The 16,152-nt window shown below is 51.1% G+C and carries 13 protein-coding genes; 10 read left to right on the top strand and 3 right to left on the bottom strand.

Annotated features, from left to right (window positions below):
• Positions 1–79: 79 nt before the first annotated feature.
• Positions 80–616, bottom strand: a complete 537-nt coding sequence (dcd, locus tag HF324_RS24650; protein ID WP_168805343.1) for a dCTP deaminase — start codon at positions 614–616, stop codon at positions 80–82.
• Positions 617–723: 107 nt separating this feature from the next.
• Between dcd and HF324_RS24645 the strand changes: the two genes are divergently transcribed.
• The 8 genes from HF324_RS24645 to HF324_RS24610 all read left to right on the top strand — a co-directional run bounded on the left by HF324_RS24645 (position 724) and on the right by HF324_RS24610 (position 10,055).
• On the top strand, positions 724–1,344 hold the full coding sequence (locus HF324_RS24645; protein ID WP_168805341.1) for a 4'-phosphopantetheinyl transferase family protein: 621 nt from the start codon (positions 724–726) through the stop codon (positions 1,342–1,344).
• 36 nt (positions 1,345–1,380) lie between these two features.
• The gene (locus HF324_RS24640) at positions 1,381–1,884 is read left to right on the top strand and encodes a shikimate kinase (RefSeq protein ID WP_168805339.1); all 504 of its coding nucleotides are present in this window, start codon (positions 1,381–1,383) and stop codon (positions 1,882–1,884) included.
• Positions 1,877–2,269: a DUF423 domain-containing protein gene (locus HF324_RS24635; RefSeq protein WP_168805337.1), complete on the top strand. Its 393-nt coding sequence runs from the start codon at positions 1,877–1,879 to the stop codon at positions 2,267–2,269. The genes HF324_RS24640 and HF324_RS24635 overlap by 8 nt, the downstream gene beginning before the upstream one ends.
• A gap of 15 nt (positions 2,270–2,284) precedes the next feature.
• The gene (locus tag HF324_RS24630) at positions 2,285–3,703 is read left to right on the top strand and encodes an alpha/beta hydrolase family protein (protein ID WP_168805335.1); all 1,419 of its coding nucleotides are present in this window, start codon (positions 2,285–2,287) and stop codon (positions 3,701–3,703) included.
• A gap of 20 nt (positions 3,704–3,723) precedes the next feature.
• Positions 3,724–6,384, top strand: a complete 2,661-nt coding sequence (locus HF324_RS24625; RefSeq protein ID WP_168805333.1) for an FtsK/SpoIIIE family DNA translocase — start codon at positions 3,724–3,726, stop codon at positions 6,382–6,384.
• A 134-nt stretch (positions 6,385–6,518) separates the two neighbouring features.
• On the top strand, positions 6,519–7,181 hold the full coding sequence (lolA1, locus tag HF324_RS24620; RefSeq protein ID WP_168805331.1) for an outer membrane lipoprotein periplasmic chaperone LolA1: 663 nt from the start codon (positions 6,519–6,521) through the stop codon (positions 7,179–7,181).
• A gap of 154 nt (positions 7,182–7,335) precedes the next feature.
• On the top strand, positions 7,336–8,742 hold the full coding sequence (lpdA, locus tag HF324_RS24615) for a dihydrolipoyl dehydrogenase (RefSeq protein ID WP_168805329.1): 1,407 nt from the start codon (positions 7,336–7,338) through the stop codon (positions 8,740–8,742).
• 485 nt (positions 8,743–9,227) lie between these two features.
• Positions 9,228–10,055 (top strand): M57 family metalloprotease, encoded by an 828-nt coding sequence (locus tag HF324_RS24610; RefSeq protein WP_168805327.1) that lies wholly within the window; start codon positions 9,228–9,230, stop codon positions 10,053–10,055.
• 69 nt (positions 10,056–10,124) lie between these two features.
• On the opposite strand, the gene HF324_RS24605 is transcribed toward HF324_RS24610, so the two are convergent.
• On the bottom strand, positions 10,125–12,935 hold the full coding sequence (locus tag HF324_RS24605; RefSeq protein WP_168861055.1) for a S8 family serine peptidase: 2,811 nt from the start codon (positions 12,933–12,935) through the stop codon (positions 10,125–10,127).
• A 522-nt stretch (positions 12,936–13,457) separates the two neighbouring features.
• Here HF324_RS24605 and HF324_RS24600 point away from each other — a divergent pair.
• Entirely contained in the window at positions 13,458–14,282 is an 825-nt protein-coding gene (locus HF324_RS24600; protein ID WP_168861054.1) for a M57 family metalloprotease, read from the top strand.
• 266 nt (positions 14,283–14,548) lie between these two features.
• A complete protein-coding gene (locus HF324_RS24595; RefSeq protein WP_258539190.1) occupies positions 14,549–15,364 on the top strand; it encodes a M57 family metalloprotease in 816 nt (271 codons plus the stop codon).
• On the opposite strand, the gene HF324_RS24590 is transcribed toward HF324_RS24595, so the two are convergent.
• Positions 15,361–16,110, bottom strand: coding sequence for a sensor histidine kinase (locus HF324_RS24590; protein ID WP_168861053.1), 750 nt, complete (start codon positions 16,108–16,110; stop codon positions 15,361–15,363). The genes HF324_RS24595 and HF324_RS24590 overlap by 4 nt on opposite strands.
• Positions 16,111–16,152: the final 42 nt, after the last annotated feature.

The raw sequence follows: 16,152 nt of genomic DNA, 5'->3' as shown, positions 1-16,152 counted from the left end.
ATTTTGATCTCCGCTCCTTTGCTTTCTCTGCTCGCTTATTTTATTCTTTGCGTCTTTGCTGCTTAGCGCCTTTGCGAGACTAAAATTCATTCCGCCACATCATGCTCTCCACGGGCCTTACCGTGCGGCCGTTATATTTGGCATTGCCTTTTTTGTTGTACATGGTTTCCACTTCGCCTTCCACCACGAAGTAGATCAGCTGTCCGATGGGCATACCGGCATATACTCTTACCGGCTGCGCACAGGAGATCTCCAGTGTCCAGGTGTTGCAGAAGCCAACGTCGCCTTTACCGGCGGTAGCGTGAATGTCGATACCCAGGCGGCCTGTGCTGGATTTGCCTTCCAGGAACGGTACATGGGCATGCGTTTCGGTGTATTCGAGCGTTACGCCCAGGTAGAGGGTGCCTGGTTGCAGTACGTAGCCTTCTTCAGGGATCTCGAAATGCTCTATTTCATTGTGTTTGCGGGCATCGAGGATACGGTCTTTGTACGTAGCCAGGTGTTTGCCCAAATGTACATCATAGGAATTGGTACCCAGGTACTTCCGGTCATAAGGCGAAATAACGATGGTGCCTTTTTCAATTTCTTCCAATATCCGTTTGTCTGACAGGATCATGTTAGGTGTTTTAGTAGTAGCAGGAAGGTTTCAGCATTTTAAGGGAAGCGTTAAAAAGCTTTAACCTTTGCTGTTATTTCTGCTTTTTTGCTTTAATTTGGCAAGATATGCCATTAATACGTACCATACAAATTGATCCGGAAACCAGGTTGGGCGTGTGGAGCATAGAAGAGCCGGAAAGTTTTTTCCGGGAGCGGGTAAATATCAGCCCCGGCATCCATCATCCACACAAGCGGTTACAGCATTTGGCCGGCAGGTACCTGCTGGTGACCCTTTTCCCGGAATTTCCGCTGGAGAAGATAAAAGTCAGCGAATCCCGTAAACCCTTGCTGGTGTGCGACAGCTTTCATTTTTCCATTTCCCACTGCGGCGATCATGTAGCAGCCATCGTCAGTTCCAAAGCCGCCGTAGGGATAGATATTGAAGAGGTAAAAGACAAGATAGAGCGGGTGTCCCATAAGTTCCTGTCGCCGTCAGAGCGGGATTTTATCGATCCCCGGCATTCCCTGGCCCATAAAACCATCTGCTGGAGCGCCAAAGAAGCGATGTTCAAATGGTATGGCCTGGGCAGCGTTGATTTTAAGGAAAATCTCATATTACAACCCTTTGTATATCAGTCAACGGGTTTTATTACCGCTAATTTTGTGAAGCCGGATTCAAATACCCGGTTATATTTGCAATATATAATGGAAAATGGTCTGTGCCTGGCATGGACCCATCCGGTGTGAGGAACGGCATTTACTAACTGTTGCGTTATTTGACTTATGAAAATATTCTTGCTCGGCTTCATGGGAGCCGGAAAATCCTATTGGGGAAAGCAGCTGGCAGACCACTGGAACGTACCGTACTACGATCTGGACGAAGTGATTGTGGAAACAGAAGAGATGGCCATCAGCGACATCTTCGCGACCAAAGGGGAAGACTATTTCCGGGAAAAGGAAAGTATGCTGCTCCGTGAACTGTCCCGCCAGGAAAATTTCCTGATCTCCTGCGGCGGCGGTACGCCCTGCTTCCAGGACAACATGGACTTCATGAACGATAAAGGCACTACCGTCTGGATCAACCCTCCGTTGGAGACCATGGTGGAAAGGCTGACCCGTAAAAAACATAAACGCCCCCTGATCCAGGACCTCGACGATCAGGACCTGGCCGACTTCGTAGAGAAAAAACTGGCGGAACGCAGACCTTTCTATGAACAATCGAGGCATATCATTTCATCCGATAACATTACATTGGATACCTTTACGAAAAATATCGAACATGCATAAAGGCTTTTTAGTTTGGGCAGCTGCTCTGGGCGCGCTCGCAGTGATTTTAGGCGCTTTCGGCGCACATAAACTGAAAGAACTGGTGCCCCCCGAGACGGTATCTACTTTTCAGACAGGCGTTACTTACCAGTTCTATCATGTGTTTGCGCTGCTGGCAACCGGCATCCTCTTTGCTAATGCTCCCGGCAGTCACCTGGAATGGGCCGGCAGATGTTTTATCATCGGCATCTTCCTGTTCTCCGGTTCCCTCTACGTGCTCACCATGCTGAAAGCTACGGGCAACGTAGGGCTGAGAGGGATCGGTATCATCACCCCCATCGGAGGCCTGGTGTTCATCGCCGGATGGATCTCGCTGCTGCTGGGACTTCTGAAAATTAAAGCTTAAAAAAGCAGAACGTATATGCGTAAAGGATACTGGTTGCTGTGGATGTGTATGACCTGGTGCACTGTCGCCATGGCTCAGCAAACAAAAGATATCAGTGGTAAATGGTACGGTATAACCAGGTCCTACTATGGCGATAAACAACGCCTCACGGTGGTGCTGGAAAAAGAAGGAGAGGGCTACAAAGGGGAACTGCAAAACCCTGATCATGATAATGAAGCCATCGACCTCGATCATATTATCTATCGCGGAGACACCCTGCTGCTCCGGATTGATACCATCCGGTTCGCCTATACCGGCGTATGGAACGCGGCGGAAAAACAGTTCGAAGGCGTTTTCACCTGGGGCGGCCTCAAAGGCACGTTTAACATCTCCCGGAAAGAGATCCGGCAAAGCGATGTTTACAACCGCCCGCAGGAACCGAAGCCAAAGTTCCCCTATCATACGGAAAACGTGCAGTTCAGCAATGAGCACGATCATGTGTCGCTGGCCGGAACTTTCACCCGCCCGTTTGACTGGGGACGCTACCCCGTGGTGATCATGCTCAGCGGCTCCGGCCCACAGGACCGCGACGATGAAATGGCCGGCCATAAGACGTTCCTGGTACTGGCCGATTTCCTGGCCCGCAACGGCATCGCCAGCCTCCGCTTCGATGACCGCGGCACAGGCGGCTCCGGCGGCGTATACAGCCAGTCCGATATTTACGACTTCGCCAACGACGCCAAAGCGGCCCTCGCATACCTGAAAACACGAAAAGACGTAGATCCGTACGCGATAGGTCTGCTCGGCCACAGTGAAGGGGCCGCAGTAGCGCAAATTGCAGCGGCAAACAATAAGTCGGTAGCTTTTGTAGTTTCTTTGGCAGGACTGGGCGTCACCGGCCGCGAAATGGTGGACCAGAAAGTGGTCCTCGACGGACGGATGTCCGGCGCTTCCGATACGGAAATAAAAGAACGCCTGCAACGGCTGAAGCCTTACTGGGACGCGCTGGCCAGCGATACCAACTATACGGTGGCCGCCGCCAGGGCCAAAGCCGCCCTGCACGATATCTACCGCAATTCACCGGAAGACATCAGAAAACAGGTGTCCGAAGAAGAATTTACCAGCGATATACAATTCGACCGTGAACTGTCATCGATCCTGTTATACAAACCGCTGGACTATCTGAAACAGATCAAGTGCCCATTCATGGCTGTTAACGGCACCCGCGACCTGCAGGTAGACGCCACCACCAACCTGAACGCCATCGAACGCGCACTGCGCGAAAATGGGAATATGCTTGTCACCATACGAAAGTTCGACGGGTTGAACCACCTGTTTCAACGCTGTAAAACCTGCACTGTAGCAGAATACGGCGACCTGGAGCAGACCATTGATCCGCTGGTGCCGGAATTCATCGCACACTGGATACTCCAGTTGCCGCCAAGGCCCAGGTAATCCCAACTTGAAGTTAAATTATGTCCAAGAATAAACTGAAAAACGAAAAACCGGAGAGCAAAAAACCAAAAGCCCCCACGCCCAACCCAGACGTGCTGAAGAAAGACAAGGAGGCTGAGGTAAAAGTAAAAGAACTCGTCAAGGATGAACGCACCCACAAAGTAATGGGCGTGTTCTTCCTGCTCCTGTCTGTTTACTGCTTTATTGCTTTCACCTCCTACCTGTTTACCTGGGAAGACGACCAGGACAAAGTTTTCCGCTACACCACCCGTGAACTGCTCATCGGCGACGTGAAAGTGGATAACCTCCTCGGCCGCCTGGGAGCCTATGTGTCACATAACTTCTTCTACAACGGAGTAGGTATCGCCGCTTACCTGTTCTGTTACTTCTTTTTTATCATTGGCGTCAATTTCATTGTGGGCCGGCGCGTATTCCGCGTGTGGCGCAATATCAAGTATATGATCTTCGGCCTGCTGTTCATCAGTATGGCCATGGCCTTTATTACCAACGGAGCCGATTTCCCGTGGGGCGGCGCCCTGGGCAACGCCCTCGATAAATGGACCTCCGGGTTCATCGGTAAAACAGGCACCGCCCTGCTGCTCCTCGTGGCTGGCTTCTCCTGGCTGATATGGAAGTTTAACTTCGACTTCAAATGGCCGGAGAAAAAGGTAAAAGCGCCCAAACCGGCGCCGGTGGCGCCGGCAGTACCGGCTACTCCCGCCGTGGCTTCCACGGCCGTTCCAACGCCCGCAGCTACTGCTGCTGCACCGGAAACCGCTAAGGGCAACGCCCTCAAAGGCGACAGCGGCGTAGTGGTGATCCCGCCGCACGCCGACGAGCCGGAAGAAGAAATTCCCATGACCCTCATCGAAAAAGAAGAGGATGTGACCGTGATACCGGCCGCCCACGCAGCTTACACGCCACCGGTGACCTCACCCGTGCCCCCTCCGGTAACTTCACCGGAGCCGGAACCGGAGCCTGAAGAGGCGGAGGAAGAGGAGGAAGATCCCGGTCCGCTGCTGTATGTGGAAGACGTAGAGGAAGAACTGCCCCCGCCGCCGCCTAAAAAGAGGAACCAGCCGGAAGAAGTAGCCTTCGAAATCAAACAAACATTCAAAGACGAAGACGAAGAGGTGGAAGAACTGGCTACCGTGCGTCCGGCAGTGCCTGTAGATCCGTACGATCCTTCGCTGGACCTGCGCGACTACCGCTATCCGGGCCTCGACCTGCTGGAAAATCACAACGCAGATAAAGTAGTGGTACAGGATACCGGTGAACTGGAGAAAAACAAAAACCAGATCATCGATACCCTCAAAAACTATGATATATCGATCCAGAAAATCAGCGCTACCGTAGGGCCTACGGTAACGCTCTACGAGATCGTGCCCGCCGCCGGCGTCCGCATTTCCCGTATTAAAAACCTGGAAGATGATATCGCCCTGAGCCTGTCGGCCCTGGGTATCCGTATCATCGCGCCCATTCCGGGCAAAGGCACCATCGGTATTGAAGTGCCCAACGTCAAGAAAAGTATCGTATCGCTCAAAGCGCTGCTGGCATCGGAGAAATTCCAGAACAGCACCATGGACCTGCCTATCGCTATCGGTAAAAAGATCGACAACGAAAACTTTATCGCCGACCTGGCCAAAATGCCCCACCTGCTGATGGCGGGTGCTACCGGTCAGGGTAAATCCGTCGGCATCAATACCCTGCTGGTATCGCTGCTCTATAAAAAACATCCTTCCCAGCTGAAGTTTGTACTGGTAGACCCGAAGAAAGTGGAGCTGTCGCTGTACAAGCTGATTGAAAAACACTTCCTGGCCAAACTGCCGGGAGAAGAGGATGCGATCATCACCGACACGAAAAAGGTAATCCACACGCTCAACGCGCTCTGTATAGAAATGGACCTGCGGTACGACCTGCTCAAGGAAGCAGGTACCCGTAATATCCGGGAATACAACGCCAAATTTACCCAGCGCCGCCTCAATCCGCAGAAAGGACACCGTTTCCTGCCGTTCATCGTACTGGTGGTGGATGAGTTCGCTGATCTGATCATGACTGCCGGCAAAGAAGTGGAAATGCCGATCGCCCGTCTGGCACAGCTGGCCCGTGCGGTGGGTATTCACCTGATCATCGCTACACAACGCCCGTCAGTAAACATTATCACAGGTACTATCAAGGCCAACTTCCCGGCCCGTGTAGCTTTTAAGGTGTCTTCCAAGATAGACTCCCGTACCATCCTGGATATCGGCGGTGCCGAACAGCTGATCGGGCAGGGAGACATGCTGGTGTCGTTCAACGGGGAGCTGGTACGTCTCCAGTGTGCCTTTGTAGACACGCCGGAAGTGGAAAGCGTGGCGGAATTCATTGGTAACCAGAAAGGTTATCCTGATGCCTTCCTGCTGCCGGAATATGTGGATGACAAGGACAGTGACGGCAAGGAACTGAGCCTGGCCGACAGGGACCCGTTGTTTGAAGAGGCCGCCCAGGTAATCGTACAGACCCAGCAAGGCTCCACTTCATTGCTGCAACGGCGTATGAAGCTGGGCTATAACCGTGCAGGCCGCCTTATGGACCAGCTGGAGTCCGCCGGCATTGTAGGTCCCAATATGGGGTCCAAAGCCCGCGACGTGCTGGTGAAGACAGAATCGGAACTGCAGGAAATTCTTAACGATTTGTTATAATATATTAAGATAAGGGGGCATATGTTACACATTTTAACAAAATAAACCGAATTTTGCCCTCCTGATAAAAGACCAAACTTTCATACCGGCATGGCATTTGACATGGCTGGGTTAGAAAATCAAAAAAAACTACAATGAAGAAATTTGTATTGACAGGATTGTTGTTAAGCGGTATCGTTTTCAGTGGTATGGCCCAGTCCAGGGGTGCCAACGATCCCAAGGCAAAAACGATTCTGGACGGTGTCAGCAGCAAATTTAAATCCCTCAAAACAGTGGTGGCCAACTTCGTACTGAAAGTGGAAGGTGCCAACAACAGTGTCAACGACTCCAAAAAAGGGACGGTGTACCTGAAAGGAGCCAAATATAAAGTCACCCTGCCCGGCCAGGAAATCATCAGCGATAACAAAACCTCCTGGACATATGCGAAAGATGTGAACGAGGTGACCATCAACAACGTGGACCAGAGCAGCGGCGCCATGACACCGGCCAAACTCTTCACCAACTTCTACGATAAAGACTACCTGTACCGTTTGGACGGCGAAAGCAACGAAAAGGGCAAAGTGCTGCAGAACATCGAGATGACGCCGACCGACAAATCCAAGAATATCTTTAAAGTGATCGTTTCCGTAGATAAAAAGAACCAGAACATTGCGAGAATGAAGGTGTTCGAGAAAAACGGCAACCACTATACGTACGAGATCACCAGCTTTACGCCCAACGCCGCTGCTGTAACAGACGCGATCTTTACATTTGATGCGAAAAAGTACCCGGGCGTAGAAGTAGTAGACCTTCGATAGACAATTACGAATTACGAATTACGAATGGAGGGCTCTTTTTTGGGGAAAGTTACTAAGTAACCTCCCCGGAAGTGGGCCCTCCATTCGTAATTCGTAATTCGTAATTCGTAATTATTGTTTTACCTTTGGCAAGTTTCAATTAAAATTAAACAATATGGCATACGACGTAATCGTAATTGGTAGTGGCCCTGGTGGATATGTGGCTGCTATCCGTGCTTCGCAGCTGGGATTTAAAACCGCAGTAGTGGAAAGAGAAAGCCTGGGTGGTATCTGTTTAAACTGGGGCTGTATTCCTACCAAAGCGTTATTAAAAACGGCACAGGTATTTGAATATACGCAGCATTCCAAAGACTACGGTATCACTATCGGAGATGCGAAGGTTGATTTTGATGCTGTTATCAAGCGCAGTCGTGGCGTTGCTGATAAAATGAGCAGGGGCGTACAGTTCCTGATGAAGAAAAATAAGATCGACGTGATCATGGGTACCGGCAAGCTGAAAGGCAAAGGCCAGGTAGAAGTGACCGATAAAGACGGTAAAGCCACTGTACATGATGCCAAACACATCATCCTGGCTACCGGCGCCCGCGCCCGCGAGCTGCCCAACCTGAAGATCGACGGTAAAAACGTGATCGGTTACCGCCAGGCCATGGTACTGCCGCAACAGCCTAAATCCATGATCGTGGTAGGTTCCGGCGCTATCGGCGTGGAGTTCGCTTACTTCTATGCTACCCTGGGCACTAAAGTGACCATCGTTGAGTTCATGCCGCGCATCGTGCCGGTGGAAGATGAAGACATCTCCAAAGAACTGGAAAAAATATACAAAAAGAAAGGTATCGAAATCATGACCAACGCTTCTGTAGAGGCGGTAGAAGGAGCTGGTAACGGTGTGAAAGCGAAAGTGAAAACACAGACCGGCGAAATCACCCTCGAAGCAGACGTGGTACTGAGCGCTGTAGGTATCGCTGCCAATATCGAAAACCTGGGCCTCGAAGCACTGGGCATCAAAACCGATAAAGGCCGCGTAACAGTTGATAAATACTACCAGACCAACGTTCCGGGCGTGTACGCTATCGGTGACATGGTTCCCGGCCAGGCACTGGCGCACGTTGCCTCCAAAGAAGGTATCGTTTGCGTGGAAGCTATCGCCTACAACGAGAAAAAATACGCACACAAACCTGAAACCATCGACTACATGAACATCCCCGGCTGTACTTACTGCGCGCCGGAAATTGCTTCTGTAGGCTACACTGAAAAAGCTGCCAAAGAAGCAGGCTACGAAGTGAAAGTGGGCAAATTCCCATTCTCCGCTTCCGGTAAAGCTTCTGCGGCCGGCGCTACCGAAGGTTTTGTAAAAGTGATCTTCGACGCCAAATACGGCGAATGGCTGGGTACGCACATGATCGGCGCTAACGTGACCGAAATCATCGCTGAAACAGTAGTTGCCCGCAAACTGGAAACTACTTACCAGGAAGTGCTGGATTCCATCCACCCGCACCCAACCATGAGCGAGTCTGTAAAAGACGCAATCGAAGTGGCTTACGGCGAAGCGATTCACCTGTAATCAACTTACTTTATACTATTGAAAAAAGGACTGGTCGAAATGATCAGTCCTTTTTTTTGATAAAATATTTTTTTTAGTTTAAACGAAAGTCGTAATATTGAACGCACGATAATCTGTATTGAAAACGAGCAACATCGTCTAGTTAAACCATCAAATGCGCTGATCAATCTAAAGTCAGCCAAAAGCAAGTCTGAGCCTCCGGGAAATAACCGGTAATATTTAGCAATAGCCAATCCTGAAAATGCATGCCGATATCTCAACAGAGATCCGGACTGTCATACGTCTGCTAAAGAAGAGCACTAAAAGCCTGCTTCTTCAGATGTATAGCACCATGCAGTTTATTGTTTGTGGTGGCATTGCTCCCTTCCAACGGCAGTATAGCCCCCGCAGATAAGCGTCGTTTTTTATCATAGGATCATTTGTACCGGCAGTATAGCAGCGGCCGGAAGAGAAATATTTTCTTTTTAAAACCAAAATCCAAACTGATGAAAAGACAAATTGCCGTAATTGCCTGTCTGGCAGCAGGTCTTATGATGGGGGCCTGTAACAGGAATGACCAACAAAAGGAAGCACAACCCAACCCTGTTTCCGATGAAGTGCTGGCGCAGATAAAAGCCCTTGGCTTCGGCACCAGCGACGTACAAAAAAGAAACGGCGGATACCTTGTGGAAGGGGATATCCTGCTGACTGCCGACCAGCTGAATCAAAAGGTTGGAACACCCACCCTGCGCATTGCCAAAGACGAGCAATACCGTACCAACAACCTGGTAACGGCATTGCCCCGCGTGGTAACCATCAAGGTGACCGATCTGGGCGCAGCCTATATTGCAGGCACTGATACGGCGATTGCCCGTTATAACAGGCTGGGGCTGCGTCTTACCTTTCAGCGTATCACCTCCGGTGACGCCACTATTACTATTAAGGGATTCAGTGAAGGTGTCCGCAGTGATGGGTTTATTACTTTGGGTTATGCCGGTTTCCCCACCGATGATGGCAACCCTTATGATACCATTACGATGAATACTCATTCCCGCGCTTATGGGGCCAACCCCGATATCCTGTATGTAGGCTCTGTGATCCAGCACGAATTAGGTCACTGTATCGGCATGCGCCATACAGACTACATGAGGCGTACTTACAGCTGTAAGGGAGATCCCGTTAGAAACGAAGGTGATGGTGGTGTAGGGGCGGTTCACATCGACGGCACGCCTACCCGTCCGGACGCAGAATCCTGGATGCTGGCCTGCTCCAACGGTGGCAACCGTACCTTTAACGCCAATGATATCATTGCATTGAATTTTCTTTACCAATAACTGTATGGTAGCAATAAAAAAGGGACTGATCTTTTAAGATCAGTCCCTTTTTTATTTCCTTTACCGGAATTATTGTTTCACTATCTGCCTGGAATATATACGCTGGTTGCCAAGGAAAACACTGCAGTTATACACACCCGGCGCCAGCCGGTCTACCCCGATATATTCCTGTATGTCATTGATGGTACGCTGCATCACAATCCTGCCGCTCATGTCGGTCAGTACCAGCTGTCTGGCCCGGTAGTTTTTATCCAGTATGATCAGCTGGCTGATCACCGGGTTGGGGAACACCAGGATATCATGCTGTAACAGGATGTTGGCAGAAGACACATCGGAATAGATCACCTTCCCATCCTGCCGCTCGAGCCTTACGCGATATTGCACAACTCCTTCATACGGGTTCTGGTCCATAAAGTTATAGTTGGTCGAAGTGCCGGCCGGCTGTGTACCCAGTTGCGTCCAGCCGTTCGCTGAACGCCGCTCCCAGTTAATGCTTTTGAGCATATAGGTGGACCCCAGTGACAGCGTCAGCACCACCTGGTTGTCCGTTGTGGGGTCGGCCAGCAGCGCTTTTATATAACACCCTACGCCCTGCAGGGCGTAGTTGCTGGCATAACTCCGGGGGCCTTCCCAGCCGGCGGGCGCTATTGGGCTGATGGCATAATACATCGAGGCCGTGCTTTGCTTGGGAATAAACAGGAAAGTATCAGTCAACTGTTTGTAGGGCGTCATCACCCCCTGGGACAGGACATAGGCCTGGTAGCCTTTTACACCGGGCAGCTGTTGCCAGAAGACCATGGCGGAATCTGAGCAGTTAAAGCCTGTGGATAAAGTCAGCTGTGGTGCGATATAACAGGGTGGACTAATAAAAGCTGTATCTGTTAATGTTAGTTTGAGCCATACTTTGCTGAAGAGGGCCGGCACATTCCAGTTATAGGGTGATTGCAGCGGTACCTGTTGCGCGATGTTGGTCCAGGTAGCGCCGCTGTCTACGCTGTAGGCCAGGTCGCCGGCACCGCTGTATGTTGTTTCCCATTGCAGGGGAGTGGGCTGGGAGGCGGCCAGCATGCTGCCATTCACCGGGTTTTGCCAGGCGAAGGAAGGTTCCCTGATAAAGTCATATACAATATAAAAGGGCTGGTTGGTCGTGGTTACTTTTTTACCTTTTACCGTGATGTGCAGGTTACCGGCGGCGGGCCGGTCTATGCTGATCTGTTCCGTGTTATTCAGGCTGTCGATACCGCGATGGGCGGGTTGTAGCAGTGAATCCACCGCGGGAAAGGGATTAAGTACCCAGGGTTGCCAGGTATTGCCATCGGGGGTGACGGCCTGCATGTCCAGGTCGTTGACCAGCGCTTTGGGTGCATTGAGGACGGCGGCGGGGTCGTTCCAGCAGAGTGTCACTTTCACCTGGCGGAGGCCTGCCGGTACGGGTATATCGAAAGCGGTGGTGTTGCCGGGGAGCACAGTCCCCTGGCGGTAACGGCCGGCGCTGAGGGCTGTCAGTGCAGCTGCGGCGTGCAGGCTGCCGAAGCCGTAGGTATAGGCCGGTCCTTTTCCGGGTGGTAATACGGCGCTGTTGATGAGCAGTGCACGCACCAGGGCGGAAGACGGCGCTACGCCGCGCAGCTGTCGATGGGCGTCCTGCAGGAGGGCTACCACGCCGCTGGTGAGGGCTGCCGCGCCGGAGGTGCCATCCTGCCCGTAAGCGACGATTTCGGGCTTGATACGGCCATCATAGGCCGGTCCTCTCGATGCCAGCGTGGCCACCTGGAAATTGGCTTCGGTGCCGCCTATCACCAGCACATTTTTAGCCTGTTTGAAATTGCCGGTCAGGTTGGCGTAAGTGCCAACCCCCTGGTACCGGCCGGCGGTAGGGATGGCGGCGCCGCTGTTGCCAGCAGAAAACACATGCGTCAGCGTGTCGGCTTTCTGCACCTGCTGGTCGTAGGCGACGGCTTCGGCGTCATAGTTGTATTCAATACCGATACCGTAGGAATGGTTTTGCAGGGCAATACCAAAACTCCGGTAGTAGGTGTCCGGGTCGGGGAAAAGCACGGCGTAGCTGCTGGACGTGAGTCTGGCGCCGGGCGCCACGCCCAGGCCGTTCGCGCCGCTGTTGCCGGCGCCGGCCAGCAACGTGGCCATGATGGTGGCATGGGCGTTGTTGGTCTTTGCCTGAAGGGCAGACGGCAGGAACCTTCCTGCAAGATCTATGTCGGTGGTGTCAAATAATTCCTCCTTAACGGAAACGGTTACACTTTTTCCACGGATGGCCGGAAACTGTTGCTGCGCCACGTTGATACGGTTCACGTACGGATTGATGGTGTTGATGATCACTTCCGGTGATGCATGCCTTACGAGGTTGGCGCCTGTCACATTACCCATGGCAATCAGTGCCGGCCAGTCCCGCTGTTGCAGCTTTACCACTGCGGCATGATAACGGTCAATCGTATACAGCGTCCGTACATGGGGTGCTGTAAAATGTTCGCCGCTGTAGGACAGCTGTACTTCTGCACTATCGCCCGGCTGCAGGAATTCCAACTGTTTCAGTAAATTATCGGTCGCTTTGTAGTTCGCATTGGCGGTATAACTGTACTGTATTTTTTTGCGCCCGGTGCTGTCGGCGGGTAACTGCCGCAGGATGTAATGGCGGCCGGTCAAGGCTTTGATGACACCGCAACGGGACAGCAGGCTTTCCTCCGGAGGGGAAAAAAATTTAACAAATAAGGGCGCCTTGGTTGGGAATGCTGTCAAAGTATCTGCAGCATATCTTTTGATCATCACCGCCTCCCGCATGCGCTGCTGCGCCATGGCGGAAGGGGAGAGGGATAACAGCAATAGGAGTGCTGGTAGTGCTTTGACGGTTTTATTTTTCATGCTAACGGGCGATAGATCCTGGTGTTGGACGATGTTACTTAAAACTACTGCAATAAATCGTTCAACACAATTTTTTATGAAGACACCGTAAAATATTTTTTTTAAGTTAAACGAAAGTTGTAATATTGAGAACACGATAATTTTTATTGAGAACGAGCAACGAAATCTAATAAACCGTACGAGATAACCGATAACCAAAGGTTAACGAAGAGCAAGTCTGAGTCGCCGGAAACACCGGTATTACAAAATCATAGCCAATCATTGAAAATGCATGCCGATGTCAAAAAACAGACATCAACGCTGTAATATGTCTGCTAAAGAAGAGCACTAAAAGCCCGCTTTTTTCGGATGTGTAACACCATGCAATTAATGTTTGTCGGTAGCACTGCCCACCTCCGCCGGTAGCATTGCCCCTGCAGATAAGCATTGTTATTTTTTGTAGTGAAATCAATGATACACCGACTGAATCACATCAGCCGCAAAGGACATATTTTTTCATTTTTAAAACCAAAATCCGAACTGATGAAAAAACAAATCGCCGTAATTGCCTGTCTGGCAGCAGGTTTCCTGATTTCATCCTGTAACAAAAATGACAAACAACAACAGGAAGCACAACCCAATCCTGTTTCCGATGAAGTACTGGCACAGATAAAAGCCAATGGCTTCAGCACCGACAATGTAAGAAAAACAGAAGACGGATACCTCGTGGAAGGCGATATCCTGTTGACCGCAGAACAACTGAAAGAAAAAGTTAGTACTCCTACCTTACGTGTTGCCGAAAGTGAACAGTATCGCACCAATAACCTGGTAACAGCACTGCCCCGCGTTGTCACCATTAAGGTAACCAATCTGGGCCCTGCTTTTATCGCTGGCGCAGATACGGCTATCGCCCGTTACAACAGACTGGGCCTGCGTATTACCTTCCAGCGTATTACCAGCGGCTCTGCCAATATCACTATCAGAGGCTTTAACCAGGGCCCCAGCGGTGGTTATATTACATTGGGTTCTGCCGGTTTCCCTACCAGCAACGGTAATCCCTACAGCACTATCAAGATGAACACCAATCAGTACGCGTATGGTTCCAACCCCAACGTTCTTTACGTAGGATCTGTTATCCAGCATGAGCTGGGCCATTGTATCGGGATGCGCCACACAGACTATATGGACCGTTCCTACAGCTGCGGCGGTTCTGCTGTGAATGAAGGCGACGGCGGCGTAGGCGCCATCAATATCCCCGGCACTCCTACCGGACCGGATGCCAACTCCTGGATGCTGGCCTGCTCCAATGGTGGTAACCGTACATTTAACGCCAATGACATCATTGCTTTAAATTATCTGTACCACTAATCAGGAATACGAAATCATTTAACTTACAGCGCAGGTGCCTGAAAATGGCATCTGCGCTGTTTTGTGTCTGCAAAGAGAGAGCACTGAAAGCACCTACTTTTGCAGGTGTAACATCATGCCATCTGTTGTTTGTTGGTAGCATTGCCCATTCCCTTCGTAACGTTGCCCTGCAGAGAAGCATCATGTTTTTATAGTCTGTCATTCATGTACCGGCTGCATCCTGCTGCCGGAAAAAGAAATATTTTTCTTTTTAACCAAAATCTGCAATGATGAAAAAACAAATGCTCGCCGTAATCGCCTGCCTGGCCGCAGGTATCATGATGTCTTCCTGTAGTAAAAATGACAGACAAGAGGCGCCTCCCCAGCCTGTTACCGATGAAGTGCTGGCGCAGATAAAAGCCCTTGGCTTCAGCACTGACAATGTGCTGAAAACAACAGAAGGTTATATCGTGGAAGGGGATATCCTGCTGACCGCAGCTCAACTGAAAGAAAAGATGAGTATTACCGCTTTACGGGTAGGGCAGGTAGAGCAATACCGGTCCGGTAACCTGGTGACAGGATTGCCCCGCACTATTACTGTAAAGATAGTAGGACTTGGCCCTGCTTTCGTAGCCGGAGTAGATACAGCCATCAGGCGTTATAACAGCCTGGGCCTGCGTATCCGTTTTTCACGTATTGCCAGCGGAACGGCCGGCATCACCGTTGAAGGCTATAATCAGGCTCCGGTCAATGGCCAGGTGTCTTACGCTTATTCCGGTTTCCCCACCGCCGGCAACCCGTATTCGTCCATTAAGCTAAACACCAATACTGCGGCTTTCGGATACAATCCTAATGTATTGTACGCAGGATCCATCATTCAGCATGAAATGGGGCACTGCCTCGGGATGCATCACACAGACTATATGGACCGCTCTTTTAGCTGTGGCGGTTCCCCGGTCCGTGAAGATATTACTCCCATATGGATCCCCGGCACGCCTACAGGCCCCGACCCCAATTCCTGGATGCTGGCCTGCTCCAATGGTGGTAACCGTCCGTTTAACTCCAATGATATCATCGCATTAAGAAATCTCTACGCCCGTTAGATGTCCAGCGAGAGCTTCACCACATGCATGCCGTTGTCTTCCCGTATCTGCAGCCGGTGCCGGTGGGGATACAACTGCTGCAGCCGCTCGCGCGCGTGAAGGATATCCGCCGCGGCCGCACTTTCATCCATTGTTGCCGGAAATTGCCGGTTGCTGCAATAAAAGCGGATACAACTGTCGGTAGCCTGTAAATGCACCACTATTTCGGAAGGCTCCTGCGTGCTGACACCATGCTGGAAAGCGTTTTCAAGGAAAGGCAATAACAGCATGGGCGCAATACACTTGATGCCCGGACTGCCGGAAACGGAAAATCTCACCATGGTGCGGGAAGTCAGCCGCAACCGCTGCAGGTCGATATAGTCGTGTATGCACTCTATTTCCCGTTGCAGCAACACAAAATCATGCCTGGTATCCGTCGTGGCATACCGCATCATGTTGGATAATTTCAGGATGCTGGCGGCCGTATGTTCATGCTGCGACATCGCCAGCGAATAGATGTTGTTCAGCGTATTAAAAAGGAAATGCGGCTGCAGCTGCGCCTTTAAAAAAGACAACTCCGCCGCAGCTTTGAGTGCCTTACTGTACAGGGCCTGCTCCGATAAGCGCCACCGGTGGCTGGTGACCTCAATAGCCACGCTTAGGACTACCGACAAAACCACCGCCAGCACATGATTGTACCAGTACTGCCCCCGAATGAAAAGCAACGGAAGGCTCATACATATCGCCCAACCGGTGATATGCAGCATTAAGACCATTAACTTTGACCGGAACATGCTCAACAGATATTC

It is taken from the genome of Chitinophaga oryzae (assembly GCF_012516375.2).
GTDB lineage: Bacteria > Bacteroidota > Bacteroidia > Chitinophagales > Chitinophagaceae > Chitinophaga > Chitinophaga oryzae.
The sequence above is the reverse complement of the archived record's forward strand: the minus strand, read 5'-3'. Positions and strand labels throughout refer to the sequence as shown.